This window comes from Sphingobium sp. YR768 (genome assembly GCF_900111125.1).
In the GTDB taxonomy this organism is placed as follows: Bacteria; Pseudomonadota; Alphaproteobacteria; order Sphingomonadales; family Sphingomonadaceae; genus Sphingobium.
This window is the reverse complement of record NZ_FOGE01000002.1, coordinates 305,807-320,002: the sequence shown is the minus strand read 5'-3', so window position 1 is coordinate 320,002 and position 14,196 is coordinate 305,807. Positions and strand designations below refer to the sequence as shown.

The window sequence follows — 14,196 nt, the reverse complement described above, 5'->3', positions numbered from 1 at the left end:
AACATGCCCGGCACCATCCATGGCGTGGGCCTTGGCCCCGGCGCGCAGGATCTGATGAGCGTGCGCACCGACCGGCTGGTGCGCGGCGCGCGCCATATCGCCTATTTCCGCAAGGCCGGTCGCCCCGGTCAGGCGCGCCGCATCGTCGAGGGGATGCTGCGGCCCGACGCGATCGAGATTGCGATGGAATATCCGGTGACCACGGAAATCCCGCTGAGCGATCCGCGCTATAATGAAAGCCTGTCGGCCTTCTACGCCGATTGCACCGACCGGCTGGCCGCGCTGGCGCAGGCCGGCGAGGATGTGGTGGTGCTGTGTGAGGGCGATCCCTTTTTCTATGGGTCCTTCATGCATCTGCACAGCCGCCTGACCGGCGTGGTGCCGGTGCGGATCGTGCCGGGGATCAGCGGGATGGCGGGGGCCTGGACGGCGAGCGGCGCGCCGATCACCTGGGGCGACGATGTGCTGACGGTGCTGATGGCGACTTTGCCAGAGGAGGATCTGGCTCGTCGCATAAGCGATACCGACGCGCTGGTGGTAATGAAGATCGGTCGCAACCTGCCGAAGCTGCGCCGCGCGGTGGCGGCGGCCGGGCGGGAGGCGGAGGCTTGGCTGGTCGAACATGCGGCCATGCCGGAGCAGAAGGTGACTCCTTTGCGGGAGGCGGACAGCGTTACCCCCTATTTCTCGATCCTGCTGATCCACGGGCAGGGGCGAAGGCCATGAGCGGCTGGCTGATGGTTGCCGGTCTGGGGCCGGGCAGCGAGGCGCTGGTGACGCCGGAAGTCACGGCGGCGCTGGTGCAGGCGACCGATATTGTCGGCTATATCCCCTATGTCGCGCGGGTCGCGCCGCGCGAGGGGCTGACCCTGCATCCCACCGACAATCGGGTAGAGGGAGAGCGGGCGGCGCATGCGCTGGCGATGGCGGCGGCGGGGCGGCGCGTGGTGGTGGTGTCGTCGGGCGATCCGGGCGTCTTCGCCATGGCGGCGGCGGTGTTCGAGGCGCTGGAGGCGGGGCCGGAGGCATGGCGCGACATCGACATAAGGGTGCTGCCCGGCATTACCGCGATGCTGGCGGCGAGCGCGCGGGCGGGTGCGCCGCTGGGGCATGATTTCTGCGCGATCAACCTGTCGGATAATCTGAAGCCCTGGGAACTGATCGAGCGGCGGTTGCGGTTGGCGGTCGAAGCGGACTTTGCCATTGCGCTGTATAATCCCCGGTCGAAGGCGCGGCCGGAGGGGTTCGCCCGCACGCTCGACCTGTTGCGCGAAACCTGCGGCGATGATCGTCTGATCCTGTTCGCGCGCGCCGTTTCGACGCCGGAAGAGGTTTTGAATATCGTGCCATTGTCACAGGCGAAGCCGGACATGGCGGACATGCGTACCATGGTCATCATCGGGTCGAGCCAGACGCGGGTCATCCCGCGCGCCGGGGCGCCGATCCTCTACACGCCCCGGTCGGTTGCATGATCCAGCCAGTGAAGAACTATATGTGGATCATGGACTTCCAGCCGGTCGGGCAAAGCTGGCCGGTCGATCATCAGGACCGGCAGGCCGAGCCGCCGGGCGGCGATCAGCTTTGCCTGCGCGCCGGTGCCGCCGGCATTCTTGCAGAGGATCAGGTCGATGCCATGATCCTGCATCAGCCGCATGTCGCCATCGGCATCGAAGGGGCCGCGATCGACCAGCAGATGATGGTTTGGCAGCGCGGGCGGCACGGTCGGCGCATCGACGAAGCGCAGCAGGTAGAAATGCTGCGGCTGGGCGGCGAAGGCATCGGCGTGCATCCGGCCGAGCGCCAGCATGATGCGCCGGGCGGGGCCATCCAGCGCGGCGATCGCGCTGGTTATGTCGGGCACATGGGTCCAGCGATCGCCCGATTCCGCGGGCCAGGCCGGGCGTGTCAGGGCGATGAGAGGGACGCCGGTCTGTCGTGCCGCCATGACGGCATTACCGCTCATCATGGCGGCGAAGGGATGAGTGGCGTCGACCAGATGGGTGACGCCTTGCTGGCGCAGATAGGCGGCCAGTCCTTCCGTTCCGCCAAAACCGCCGACCCGCACCGGCACCGGCTGCGGCCGGGGATTGTCGACCCGGCCGGCATAGCTGAGCGTCGGCCGTTCGCCGCGTTCCGCCAGCAGCCGGGCGAGCGCGCTCGCTTCGGTGGTGCCGCCCAAAATCAGGATGTTGCGCATGGCTGAGCGTCCGGAAGAGCCATGGCTGACGATCGTCGGCGTGGGCGAGGATGGATGGGACGGGCTGGCATCACCGGCCCGCGCGGCGATCGACGCGGCGGAGCTGGTCATGGGACCGGCCCGGCATCTGGCGCTGCTGGGCGAACATAAGGGGCGGGCGATCGAATGGCCAGTCCCCTTTGCGGACGGCATCCCGCTGCTGCTGGCGCAGCGAGGGCGGCGCGTGGTGATGCTGGCGTCGGGCGACCCCTTCTGGTTCGGGGCGGGGAGCAGCCTGACCTGGCATCTGGAGCCGGGCGAGTGGGTGGCGCATCCCGCGCCCTCCACCTTTGCGCTGGCGGCGGCGCGGCTGGGCTGGGCGGTGCAGGATATGACCTCCGTCGCGCTGCATGCCGCGCCGGTGACGCGGTTGCGGCCGCATCTGGTGCCGGGGCGGCGGATCGTGGCGCTGCTGCGCGATGGTACGGCGGTGGGAGAGGTGGCTGCATATTTGGGCGATCAGGGCTTTGGCGCGTCGGCGCTACATATCCTTGAGGCGCTGGGCGGACCGCGCGAACGGGTGCGGCTGGTCCGCGCTGATGCGCCTATCCCTGACGATGTCGAGCATCCTGTCGCGATCGGCATCGATTGTATGGGTGAGGGAAGGGTGCTGCCCTGCGCATCGGGGATCAGCGACGACTGGTTCGACCATGATGGCCAGATCAGCAAACGGCCGGTGCGCGCGCTGACCTTGTCGGCGCTGGCCCCCCGGCCGGGTGAATTGCTGTGGGACATTGGCGCGGGGTCGGGATCGATCGGCATCGAATGGCTGCTCGCCCATCCCGCCAATCGGGCGGTCGCCGTGGAGTATGATCCGGTGCGTGCCACGCGGATCAGGACCAATGCCGATGCGCTGGGCGTTGACCGGATCGCGATCCTGACCGGTCGTGCGCCGGATTTTCTTCCCGACGGCGTGCCGGATGCGGTGTTCATCGGTGGGGGGCTGTCGCAGGCCTTGCTTGAAACGCTCTGGGTACGGCTGCCAGCCGGGCGGCGGCTGGTGGCCAATGCGGTGACGCTGGAGTCCGAAGCCCTGCTGGTGCGCTGGCAGGCGGAGAAGGGCGGCCATCTGTTGCGGATCGATCTGGCCGAAGTCGCGCCGATCGGGTCGCGGCGGGGCTGGCGCGCCAGTTATCCGCTGGTGCAATGGAGCGTCACCCTATGATCGTTGCCGGTTTCGGTTTTCGCACGGGAGCGACGGTGGAGTCGCTGCATCTGGCGCTGGAGGCTGCGCGGCATGGCCGCCTGTCCATCACCCATCTGGCCGCGCCGCAGGACAAGCTGTCTTTGCTGGAGGCACTGGCACAGGATTTGGGCCTGCCCGTCATCGGCGTCAGTCCTGACGCGCTGACCGCCATCGTCACGCCGACCCGCTCCGTTCCCAGTCTGGCCGAACGTGGGGTAGGCAGCGTCTGCGAAGCCGCTGCGCTGGCCGCCGCCGGCCCCGGTGCGCGGCTGATCGTCCATCGCTGCATCTCGTCCGACCATATGGCGACCTGCGCCATTGCCCAGAGGCCGACCATATGACCATTCACTTCATCGGCGCCGGTCCCGGTGCGCCCGACCTGCTGACCCTGCGCGGGCGCGATCTGATCGCGGCGTCGCCGGTATGCCTCTATGCTGGATCGCTGGTCCCGGCGGCGCTGCTTGACCATTGCCCGCCCGGCGCGCGGATCGTAAATACGGCGCCACTGTCGCTGGACGATATCATCGCCGAAATGGCCGCCGCTCATGCCGAGGGCCATGATGTGGCGCGGCTGCATTCGGGCGACCTGTCGATCTGGTCGGCGATGGGCGAGCAGTTGCGGCGTTTGCGGGCGCTGGACATCCCTTTCGACGTGACGCCCGGCGTGCCGTCCTTTGCCGCTGCCGCCGCTGCGCTGGAGGCGGAGCTGACCCTGCCGGGTCTCGCCCAGTCGCTGGTGCTGACGCGCACGCCCGGCCGCGCCAGCGCCATGCCGCCGGCCGAAAGCCTTGCCGCCTTTGGCGCGACCGGCGCGACGCTGGCCATCCATCTGTCGATCCATAATCTGGCGCAGACGGTGGCGGATCTGACCCCGCATCATGGCGCGGACTGTCCGGTGGCGGTGGTGTGGCGGGCTAGCTGGCCCGACCAGCGCATCGTCCGCGCGACCCTTTCCACCATAGAACAGGCCGTCGCCGGCAGCATGGAGCGCACCGCCCTGATCCTTGTGGGACAAGTGCTGGGCGCGCCAGATTTCGCCGAAAGCAGCCTCTACGCGCCCGATTATGACCGGCGTTTCCGCCCGCAATCGGCGGATTCGCACTTTGCGGAGTCCAGCGAATGAGCGTCCCCGGCCTGATGATCGCCGCGCCTGCCTCCGGCACCGGCAAGACCACGGTGATGCTGGGGCTGTTGCGGGCGCTGTGCGAAGATGGTTTGATCGTCCAGCCCTACAAGAGCGGGCCGGACTATATCGATCCGGCCTTTCATCGTGCCGCCTGCGGCCGGGCGTCCTTCAACCTCGACAGTTGGGCGATGACGCCCGGCCTGATCGATGCCATCGCGGGAGAGGCGACTGGCGCGGACCTCGTCATCGCCGAAGGATCGATGGGGCTCTATGATGGCGTCGCCAGCGTGGGCGGGACCGGCCATGGCGCGAGCGCCGATATCGCCAAACGCATGGGCTGGCCGGTGGTGCTGGTGATCGACGTATCGGGGCAGGCCCAGTCCGCCGCCGCCACTGCGCTGGGCTTTGCCCGTTTCGATCCCGACCTGCCCTTTGCCGGCGTGATCCTGAACCGCGTCGCCAGTCCGCGCCATGAGCGGCTGGCGCGAAGGGGCATGGAGGCAGCGGGGATCAGGGTGCTGGGGGCGCTGCCCCGACGCGGCGACCTGACGCTGCCGGAGCGGCATCTGGGGTTGGTGCAGGCGGTCGAGCATCCCGATCTGGATCGCGCCATCGCCGATTATGCGGCTTTCCTGCGCGCCCATGCCGATCTGGAGGCGATCCGGCAGGCGGCACGGGGGAAGGTGCTGGGGCAGGGCGATGGTCTGCCGTCGCCGCCGGCACAGCGCATCGCTTTGGCGCGAGACGAAGCTTTTTCCTTCACCTATCCCCATCTGCTGGAAGGCTGGCGGCGGGCCGGGGCGGAGATATTGCCTTTCTCGCCGCTGGCCGACGAAGCGCCCGCGGCCGACGCCGATCTGGTCTGGCTGCCCGGCGGTTATCCCGAACTCCATGCCGGGCGGATAGCGGCGGCATCGCACTTTATCGCCGGGCTGCGCCGCCATGCGCAAAGCCGCCCGGTGCACGGCGAATGCGGCGGCTATATGGTGCTGGGCGAGGCGCTGATCGACAAGGCGGGCGAGCGTCATGCGATGGCCGGGCTGCTTGGCCTCGTCACCAGCTATGCGCAGCGGCGGATGCATCTGGGCTATCGCCATGCGGCGCTGCTGGCCCCGGTCGCAGGCATGGCAGTCGGGACGGCGCTGCGCGGGCATGAATTTCATTATTCGACGATCATCGAGCAGCCGGACGCCCCGCTGGCGCATGTCACCGATGCCGATGGCGCCGCCGTGCCCGAAACCGGGTCGCATCGCGGGCATGTGACCGGCACCTTCTTTCACATGATCGCGCCTGCCCGATGATCGACCTCAGCCTCATCGGCATCGGCACCGGCGATCCGCAGCAACTCACGCTGGCGGCGATCCGGGCGATGAACGCCGCCGATCTGATCCTGCTGCCGCGCAAGGGCGAGGAGAAGAGCGACCTGATCGCGGTGCGGCGGCAGATATGCGCCGATATGCTGACCGGCGCGACGCGCATAGTCGAATTCGACCTGCCGGTCCGCCGCGCGCAGGGCGATTATCTGGGCGCGGTCAGCGACTGGCATGATGCCATCGCGCTATGCTGGGCGGCGCAGATCGCCGAGCATCTGCCCGATGGCGGCAGGCTCGCGCTGCTCGTCTGGGGTGATCCGTCGCTCTATGACAGCACGCTGCGGATCGCGGACCGGCTGCGCGGGCAGGGCATGGACCTGCGCGTCAATGTCGTGCCGGGGATCAGCAGCCTTCAGGCGCTGACCGCCGCCCATGCCATCCCCCTGAACGCACTGGCCGAACCGGTCGTCATCACCACCGGCCGGCAATTGCGTGACCATGGCTGGCCCGCACAGGCGGACAGCGTTGCGGTGATGCTGGATGGCGGCGGCGCGTTTCAGGCGATCGATCCGGACGGCGTCACCATCTGGTGGGGCGCCTATCTGGGCATGGCGCAGCAGGCGCTGATCGCCGGGCCGCTTAGCGAAGTCGGGCCGCGCATTATCGCAGAACGGGCGGCGCTGCGGGCGCGGCATGGCTGGATCATGGATGTCTATCTGATGCGGAAGGAAACGAGATGAGCGAAGCGGACGAAGCCCGCCACGCCGAAAAGATGCGCAAGAAGCAGGCGGCGCAGGCAAAGATCATGGCAAACAAGACCCAGGAAAAGGGGCTGTTGATCGTCCATACCGGCAAGGGCAAGGGCAAGACCAGCGCCGCGCTGGGCATGGTGGTGCGCGCCATCGGCCATGACATGAAGGTCGGTGTCGTCCAGTTCGTGAAGGGCGCGATGGCGACGGGGGAAAAGGCTGTGTTCGACGCTTTCCCCGACCATGTCGAATTCAAGCCGATGGGCGAAGGCTTTACCTGGAATACGCAGGATCGCAGCCGGGACATCGCCAATGCCCGCGCCGCCTGGGACGAGGTGAAAAGGATGATCGCTGATCCTGGGTATGCCATGGTGCTGGCCGATGAACTCAATATCGTGCTGCGCTACGACTATCTGCCGGTGGAAGACGTGCTGGCCGTGGTTAACGCCCGTGATCCGATGAAGCATGTGATCATCACCGGCCGCAATGCGCCCGATGCGCTGGTCGAGGCGGCGGACCTCGTCACCGACATGGTGATGGTGAAGCATCCCTTCCGGTCGGGGGTGAAGGCGCAGAGGGGCATCGAATTTTGACCGATGCCGCGCCGGATTTCGATGCGGCTTTCGGGGTGCAACTCGACGCGCTGATGCGCTGGCGACGGGACGTGCGCCATTTTCGTAGCGATCCGGTGCCAGACGCGGAGATGCAGGCGCTGCTGGCCAATGTTAGTCTGGCGCCTTCGGTCGGCCATGCCCAGCCCTGGCGGCTGGTGCGGGTGCGATCGGGCGAGCGGCGCGCGCGCCTTGCCGATCATGTCGATGGGCAGGTGCTGGCGGCGGCGGAGCGCTATGCCGATCCCGCTCAGCGTGACCAGTATCGCAGCCTGAAATTGCATGGCCTGCGGGAGGCGCCGGAAATCCTCGCCGTCTTTTCCGACGATCGGCCGGTCGCGGGCCATGGGCTGGGTATCGCCACCATGCCCGAAATGCTGCGCTATTCGACGGTGATGGCGATCCATGGCCTGTGGCTGACGGCGCGGGCGCGGGGGATCGGCATGGGGTGGGTGTCGATCGTCGATCCGGCGGCGCTGGCGGCGATGCTCGACGTGCCGGGCGAATGGACGCTGATCGCCTTGCTGTGCATCGGCTATCCGGCGCAGGCGTCCGACACGCCGGAACTGGAGCAACGCGGCTGGCAGGCGCGCGAGCCGCTGACCGACCGCCTGTTCGAACGATAGGGACGGCCCGGATCACCGGGCCGTCCTTTCATCGGCTCACACGAGCTTGTTGGTGCGCACCAGTTCGCGATACCAGTCGGCGCTGAGCTTGGGCGTGCGCTTCTGGGTCTTGAAGTCGACATGGTGGATGCCGAACAGCTTGGTATAGCCATCCTCCCACTCGAAATTGTCCATCAGGCTCCAGACGAAATAGCCCTTCACCGGAATGCCTTCGCGGGTCGCCCGCTGGAGATGGGTCATATAGTTGCGCAGATACATGACGCGGTCGGTGTCATAGACCTTGCCGTCTTCGGCGACCTCGTCGTCGGCTGAGCAGCCATTTTCGGAGATGTAGAGGCCCTTGGGCTTCCAATTCTCACTGATGGCGCGCATCCCCCAATAGATGACCTCCGGCGTGACATAGAGCCAGGGGGAGGGCATGCGCGGCGCCTGACCCGGATGGGGCAGGATCTTGTAGCCCGACGGCGCAGTCTCGTCGGCGCGGACGGTGTTGCCGGTATAGACATTGACCGACAGGAAATCGAGCGGCGCGCCGATCAGCTTCATGTCGCCTTCCTTGACCGCCGGCGCATCCTTGCCCTGCGCGGTCAGGTAGCTGTCGATATAGCGGCCTTCCATGATCGCGGTGAGGAACATGGCGTTCTCTTCGCGCACCGCCTTTTTCACCGCCTCGATATGCTCGGGGGTCTCGATCGCAGGGACATAGATGTTGGGATTGTCGGCAATGCCGACCTGCGTGCCCGATTTGGTCGCGGCGCGGATCGCCTGCACACCCAGGCCATGGGCCAGCACGCCATGGTGGCGCACCTGGTTCACGTCCTTCATCGGCAGCTTCAGGCCCGGCGCCTTGCCGCCGGTCATGTAGCTCAAATCAGTGAAGCAGCGCAGTTCGTTGACCGTCATGAAGTGATTGACGCGGTCGCCCAGCTTGCCGGCGGTGTAGCCGGCATAGTCGGCAAAGGCATAGCTGGTGTCGCGATTCTGCCAGCCGCCCGGCAGGGCATGGGGCAGATCCCAGTGGAACATGGTGACATGCGGGGTGATGCCCGCCGCCAGCAGCCCGTCGACCAGACGATTATAATAGTCCAGCCCCTTGGCATTGGGCTTGCCCCGGCCATTGGGGAAGATGCGCGACCAGGCGATCGAGAAGCGATAGGCCTTGACGCCCAGCGCCTTCAGCAGCGCGATATCGTCCTGATAGCGGTTATAGCTGTCGCAGGCGACGTCGCCGGTGTCGCCATTGGCGACCTTGCCGGGGGTGTGCGAGAACACATCCCAGTTGGTCTGGCCCCGGCCATCCTCGTTCACACCGCCCTCGATCTGATAGGAGGCGGTGGCGCAGCCCCACAGGAAGTCGGAGGGGAAGGCGAGATTGCCCTGCGGCACGCCAGCAGCAGTTGCTTGCGCGTTGACGCCCGTCGAGCCGGCAAGGCCCGCACCCAGCGCGGCGGCGGTGAGGCCCATGCCCAGTTCGCGGCGGTTGATACCCGTCATGTCTTCAGTCTCCTTATTGACCGACGATCTGCACCAGACCGGCGATCGCCTGACCGGTGGGCAGCTTCGTCTTGCTCGTCAGCGTCTTTGCCTTGCCGTCCCAGACCAGCTCGGCCTTCATGCCACCCTTGCGATAGGCGTTGGTCGTGCCATCATCGTCATAGAGGGTGAAGCGGGCATCGGCGCCGGGATAAACGCGGATGCTCTCCAGCGGCTGCTTCTCGGCCGTGCTCTTCACCTGCACGCCCATCGGCACGATCGAACCGGCCTTCACGAACAGCGGCATGCGGTTGATCGGGGCGTCGACCTCGATCGTCTGGCCACCCTCGAACTTCTGGTTGGTCCAATAATCATACCAGGCGGTGCCGGCGGGCAGATAGACAGGGCGCTTGGTCTGGCCCTGCTTGGTCACCGGGGCGACGAGGAAGGCGGGACCGAACATATATTGGTCGCCGATGTCCGACACCTTGGGATCGTTCGGGAAGTCCATGAACAGGCCGCGCATGAAGGGCGCGCCGGTGTCATAAGTGTGACGGCCCAACGCATAGATATAGGGCATCAGCGTATAGCGCAGGCGCAGCCAGTCGGCCAGGATCGGCTCGGCCGCCTTGCCATATTCCCACAGTGCCGTGCCGGGGCGCTGGCCGTGGATGCGCAGTGTGGGCGTGAAGACGCTATATTCGAACCAGCGCACGAACAGTTCGGGATAGTCGGGATAGTCCGCGCCCATCGCCGTCGCGCCGGCCGGATCGACCAGGATCGGATTTTCCGCCTTCGGGCCGCTAGGCCACTGCCAGCCGCCGATATCGCTGCCCCAATAGGCCAGGCCCGATGCGGTGAAGTTGAGGCCGGCGGGCACCTGCCGCTCCAGCGCTTCCCAGGTCGATTTGACGTCGGACGACCAGAACAGGCCGCCATTGCGCTGCGACCCCAGATAGGCGGCGCGGGCCAGGATCATGTTGCGGAAATTGGGACGGTCGCGCTCCGATCCTTCGGCGACACCGGTGGTGTGCACCAGCGGGAACAGGTTATGATAGCGGTCGCCCGACCCGATCGAATATTGATAGCCGTCGGGCACAAGATCTGGTTCCGTCTCGTCCAGCCAGAACCAGTCGAAGCCCTGTGACGCGATATTGTCGCGCAGCTTGCCCCAGAACCATTCACGCGCCTGCGGATTGGTGCTGTCGATCAGCGCGCCGGCGCGGTCGGAGCGGGAAGGCAGGCCATCTACGGGCAAGCCCTCCTTGTCCTTCAGGAACCAGCCCTTGGCCTTGAGATATTCGAAATAGCGGCCTTCGCGCTCGAAGCGGGGCCATACGCTGATGATCGACCGCATGCCCATGGCGTTGAGCTGGTCGTTCATCCCCTTGGGATCGGGGAAATAGGTCCGGTCGATGTCGAGTTGACCCATGCGGGTCCAGTAGAACCAGTCCAGCACCATGACGTCGAGCGGCAGATTGCGCTGGCGATAGCCATTGGCGATGTCGAGCAGTTCCTTCTGGCTCTCATAGCGCGCCTTGCTCTGGATCAGGCCGAATCCGGCCTTGGGGGGCAGCGGCGTCGCCCCGGTCAGCTTGGCGTAACCGGCATAGAGTTCGTCGGTCGTCTTGCCGGTGATGACGAAGAAGGACACGCGCTCGCCGACCTGAGACTGGAAGCGGGTGGAGCTGTGCAGGCCCGGCCAGACCAAAGTGCGGGCCGGATTGTCCCAGACGATGCCATAGCCCTTGTTGGTGACGAGGAAGGGCACGCAGACGGACTCGCCCGCCGGGGCATCATAGAAATGCTGGCAATCGATCTGCTTGCCGCGCAGGTCCATGAAACCTTCCTGATTCTGGCCCAGACCATAATAATGTTCGTCGGCCGGGGAATCGAAGCTGGCGCCGACCTTGAAGGTCTTTTCGCCATTCACCGTCACCGGAGACATTTCCCAGCCGGTCATTTTGGTGAGGACATTGCCGCTGGCGTCCTTCACCGACAGGCTGACCGGCGGCAGGGCGGGCGCGAAATAGCGCTCCATCTGGGTCGGCGCCTTGGGCCATGCCTTGGCATCGATGGTCAGGCTGATGGCGGAGGAAGAGAAGATATCGCCGGTCGCGTCAGTGCGGTGGGTCCAGCCCGATGCATCCGCCTTCGCATTGGGGCCTTCGCCCGGCGCGGCGGAGGCCAGGTCGGGGTCCACCGCGATCGTCACGCGCACGATGTTGGGCGCATAGGGCTCCACCGCGACCCGGCTGCCGTGACGGTCGAGCAGCGCCATCGGCTGTGCCAGCGCCGGGGCGGTGAGGCAGGACGCGCCCAGCGCGATCCATTTGAAACTCTTTGCGATCATCCCTGTAAATCCCTTGCCTTCTGTCCGTTGTGTTCCTGCGAAGGCAGGAACCCAGTCCCGCCGTCAGAACTGGGCTCCCGCCTTCGCAGGAGCACGTAAGCTTCTAGATCAGGCCATGTCCGTCGATGCGGATGGCCGGTACAAAACCGATGTTGTGCGGCATCTCTACATGGAGGCCGTCCGCATCCTGCCGGAAGCGAAGCGGGCCGCCGCCCAGCAACGCCACATGCTCGATCATGCCCTGTGTCTTGCCGCGCGCCAGTGCGCTTATAGTCGTAGATCCCTGCGCCCGGCCCAGGAACAGCGCGTAGAGCGCGCCCTTGTTGGTGGTGAAGCGGATGTCCTGCGCGGTGAAGGGCTTGGCCTTCTCCTCATTCTGCATGCCCGCGATGAGTTGCGTCGGCCCCTCGCCATAAATGCGCCAGGGTCGCGATCCGAAGATCGCTTCGCCGCCATGGACCATCCATCCGGCCATGCCGTCCAGCACCTTCTCCGTCTCGCTGTCGATGGAGCCATCGCCGGGCTGCGGGATGGAGAGCATGAGGTTGCCGTTCTTCGACACCACATCGGCGAGGCGCTGGATGACCTCCTCCGCGCTCTTGTAGCTTTTATCGTGCAGGCGCGCTTCATTGTAGAACCAGTCGCCAATGCAGGTGTCGGTCTGCCAGGGTTCGTCCCATAGATGGTCGGTGAAGCCGCGCTCCACATCCTGCACCATGCCGAAACGGGCATAGGGCTTGAGCTGCTTGCCGGTCAGCACCACGTCGATCTTGCCGTGCCATTCGATCGAGCGGTTATAATAGTCCGCCGCCGCTTCCAGCCCTACCGGGCCAAAGGGCAGTTCATGATCGTCCATATAGACCATGTCGGGCTTGTACTTCGCGACCAGATCGGTCTGGCGCAGCAGCCAGCGGGTGACATAGGCCGGGTCGTCCTTTGGCCCGGTCTCGATCCACTGGCCGTTATGGACGTCATGCCATTTGTCCATCGCCTCGATCGTGTCGATGCCATCGGGCAGCACGGCATGGCCGCCGGTATAGAGTTCGCGCGGGTCGAGCCCGTCCCACCATAGGCCCTTGCCGTCTTCCTTGCGCAGGCGGAAGGCGTCGTAGCGTTCGCCCTTGCGCGCGCCGACCGGATCATAGCCATAGGCCGGCTGATACCAGTGCCAGGCATGGGCGGCATGGTTGGACACGCCGAACTTCATGCCCGCCTTGCGAGCGGCCTTTTCCCAGATGCCGACGATATCCTTCTTCGGCCCGACGCGCAGGCTGTTCCAGGCGTGATAGCGGCTGTCGTAGCAGTCCAGATTGTCGTGATGGCAGGCCAGCGCCATGAAATATTTGGCGCCCGCCTTCTGGTAGCGGGCCATCAGCGCATCCGGCTCCCACTTGTCGGCGGTCCAGAGATTCTGGATGTCCTTCATCCCCGCGACCGACGGATGGCCGTAGGTTTTCAGGTGATGCTCGTACATCGGGTGGCCCTGCATATATAGGAAGCGGCCATACCAGTCGCCCTGCGCCGGCACCGATTGCGGACCCCAATGCGACCACATGCCCAGCTTCGCGTCGCGGAACCAGTCGGGATAGCGGTAATTGCTGACCAGCGAGGGCCAGCTAGCCTGCACCGGGCCTTTGGCCGTGCCCATCGGGCTGGCCGCGCGGGCGGCATTGGCGAGGCCCAGCGCGGCCGCGCCCGCCAGGAAGGAGCGGCGTCCGAAATCCTGCATCACTTGGCTCCCAGCGCTTTGGCGATCGCGGCCTCGGCCAGCGGGCGCATGATGGCATAGCCTTCCCTGGTCGGATGGACGCCGTCGCTCGACAGGCCCGGCTTCATCGCGCCGTCGGGCTGCGCCATCGCCTGGTGATAGTCGACGAAGGTGAAGCCGTTGGCGCGGGCATAGGCGGCCAGCCACTTGTTGATCGCGGCGACCTGCGGTGCGGGCGTCATGCCGGGGCTCCAGGGGAAGGCGGCGGCGGGGGGCACGGAGGCGATGATGACCTTGATGCCGTGCGCGCGGGCGAGGTCGGCCATTGTCTGGATATTGCCCAGCACCGTTTCCATCGTCGCCGCGCCGCTATTGCCGGCGATATCGTTGGTCATCGCCATGATATGGACGGCCTGCGGCTTCAGCGCGATCACGTCATTGCGGAAGCGCACCAGCATTTGCGGGGTCGTCTGGCCGCTGATGCCGCGATCGACCAGCCCGTTCTGGAACATGGTCGGGTCCAGATTGATCCAGTTGTCGGTGATGGAATCGCCCATGAAGACGACGCGCACCTTTTGGCCCTCGATCGCCTTGTTGGCGGCGGCATAGCGGCAGAGCTGACCGAAATCGCGGGTTAGCATGTGCAGGTTCCAGAGCTTCCAGCCGGCCTCGTCGCCGGGCTTCTCATGGCTAGGGCAGGGATCGGCGACGATGCCGACGGGGTCGTCGGCATGGGGATCGCCCGGCACCTTGGTTTCCGCATGCGCGGCGCCGGCGAGTGCCAGCGCGCAAAGAGCAGCCGTCAGGCGAACCAT

At 66.1% G+C, this 14,196-nt stretch carries 14 protein-coding genes; 9 read left to right on the top strand and 5 right to left on the bottom strand.

The window, feature by feature from the left end; translation table 11 throughout:
* Positions 1-3 precede the first annotated feature (3 nt).
* Complete coding sequence (cobI, locus tag BMX92_RS03935) at positions 4-726, top strand: precorrin-2 C(20)-methyltransferase (RefSeq protein ID WP_093012617.1); 723 nt, start codon at positions 4-6, stop codon at positions 724-726.
* A complete protein-coding gene (cobJ, locus tag BMX92_RS03930; protein ID WP_093012173.1) occupies positions 723-1,472 on the top strand; it encodes a precorrin-3B C(17)-methyltransferase in 750 nt (249 codons plus the stop codon). The genes cobI and cobJ overlap by 4 nt, the downstream gene beginning before the upstream one ends.
* On the opposite strand, the gene BMX92_RS03925 is transcribed toward cobJ, so the two are convergent.
* Positions 1,448-2,197: a cobalt-precorrin-6A reductase gene (locus tag BMX92_RS03925; protein ID WP_093012170.1), complete on the bottom strand. Its 750-nt coding sequence runs from the start codon at positions 2,195-2,197 to the stop codon at positions 1,448-1,450. The two genes, cobJ and BMX92_RS03925, sit on opposite strands and share 25 nt — an antisense overlap.
* Between BMX92_RS03925 and cbiE the strand changes: the two genes are divergently transcribed.
* The 7 genes from cbiE to bluB are packed head-to-tail and all read left to right on the top strand — an operon-like array spanning position 2,196 to position 7,847.
* The gene (cbiE, locus tag BMX92_RS03920; RefSeq protein ID WP_093012167.1) at positions 2,196-3,401 is read left to right on the top strand and encodes a precorrin-6y C5,15-methyltransferase (decarboxylating) subunit CbiE; all 1,206 of its coding nucleotides are present in this window, start codon (positions 2,196-2,198) and stop codon (positions 3,399-3,401) included. The two genes, BMX92_RS03925 and cbiE, sit on opposite strands and share 2 nt — an antisense overlap.
* Positions 3,398-3,763 (top strand): cobalamin biosynthesis protein, encoded by a 366-nt coding sequence (locus tag BMX92_RS03915; protein WP_093012164.1) that lies wholly within the window; start codon positions 3,398-3,400, stop codon positions 3,761-3,763. The genes cbiE and BMX92_RS03915 overlap by 4 nt, the downstream gene beginning before the upstream one ends.
* A complete protein-coding gene (gene cobM / locus BMX92_RS03910; RefSeq protein WP_093012161.1) occupies positions 3,760-4,545 on the top strand; it encodes a precorrin-4 C(11)-methyltransferase in 786 nt (261 codons plus the stop codon). Before BMX92_RS03915 ends, cobM begins: the two co-directional genes overlap by 4 nt.
* Complete coding sequence (locus BMX92_RS03905; RefSeq protein ID WP_093012158.1) at positions 4,542-5,849, top strand: cobyrinate a,c-diamide synthase; 1,308 nt, start codon at positions 4,542-4,544, stop codon at positions 5,847-5,849. Before cobM ends, BMX92_RS03905 begins: the two co-directional genes overlap by 4 nt.
* Entirely contained in the window at positions 5,846-6,601 is a 756-nt protein-coding gene (gene cobF, locus BMX92_RS03900) for a precorrin-6A synthase (deacetylating) (protein ID WP_093012155.1), read from the top strand. Before BMX92_RS03905 ends, cobF begins: the two co-directional genes overlap by 4 nt.
* The gene (gene cobO / locus BMX92_RS03895) at positions 6,598-7,203 is read left to right on the top strand and encodes a cob(I)yrinic acid a,c-diamide adenosyltransferase (RefSeq protein WP_093012153.1); all 606 of its coding nucleotides are present in this window, start codon (positions 6,598-6,600) and stop codon (positions 7,201-7,203) included. The genes cobF and cobO overlap by 4 nt, the downstream gene beginning before the upstream one ends.
* Positions 7,200-7,847, top strand: coding sequence for a 5,6-dimethylbenzimidazole synthase (gene bluB, locus BMX92_RS03890; RefSeq protein ID WP_093012150.1), 648 nt, complete (start codon positions 7,200-7,202; stop codon positions 7,845-7,847). The genes cobO and bluB overlap by 4 nt, the downstream gene beginning before the upstream one ends.
* 36 nt (positions 7,848-7,883) lie before the next feature.
* Here bluB and BMX92_RS03885 read toward each other — a convergent pair whose 3' ends face one another.
* From BMX92_RS03885 to BMX92_RS03870, 4 genes are all read right to left on the bottom strand, one after another.
* Complete coding sequence (locus tag BMX92_RS03885; protein WP_093012147.1) at positions 7,884-9,341, bottom strand: GH1 family beta-glucosidase; 1,458 nt, start codon at positions 9,339-9,341, stop codon at positions 7,884-7,886.
* A 13-nt stretch (positions 9,342-9,354) separates the two neighbouring features.
* Entirely contained in the window at positions 9,355-11,673 is a 2,319-nt protein-coding gene (locus tag BMX92_RS03880; RefSeq protein WP_093012144.1) for a glycoside hydrolase family 31 protein, read from the bottom strand.
* A gap of 103 nt (positions 11,674-11,776) precedes the next feature.
* Positions 11,777-13,402 carry an alpha-L-fucosidase gene (locus BMX92_RS03875; RefSeq protein WP_093012141.1) on the bottom strand — a complete coding sequence of 542 codons (1,626 nt, stop codon included), beginning with the start codon at positions 13,400-13,402 and terminating at the stop codon, positions 11,777-11,779.
* Positions 13,402-14,196 (bottom strand): SGNH/GDSL hydrolase family protein, encoded by a 795-nt coding sequence (locus BMX92_RS03870; RefSeq protein ID WP_093012138.1) that lies wholly within the window; start codon positions 14,194-14,196, stop codon positions 13,402-13,404. The genes BMX92_RS03875 and BMX92_RS03870 overlap by 1 nt, the downstream gene beginning before the upstream one ends.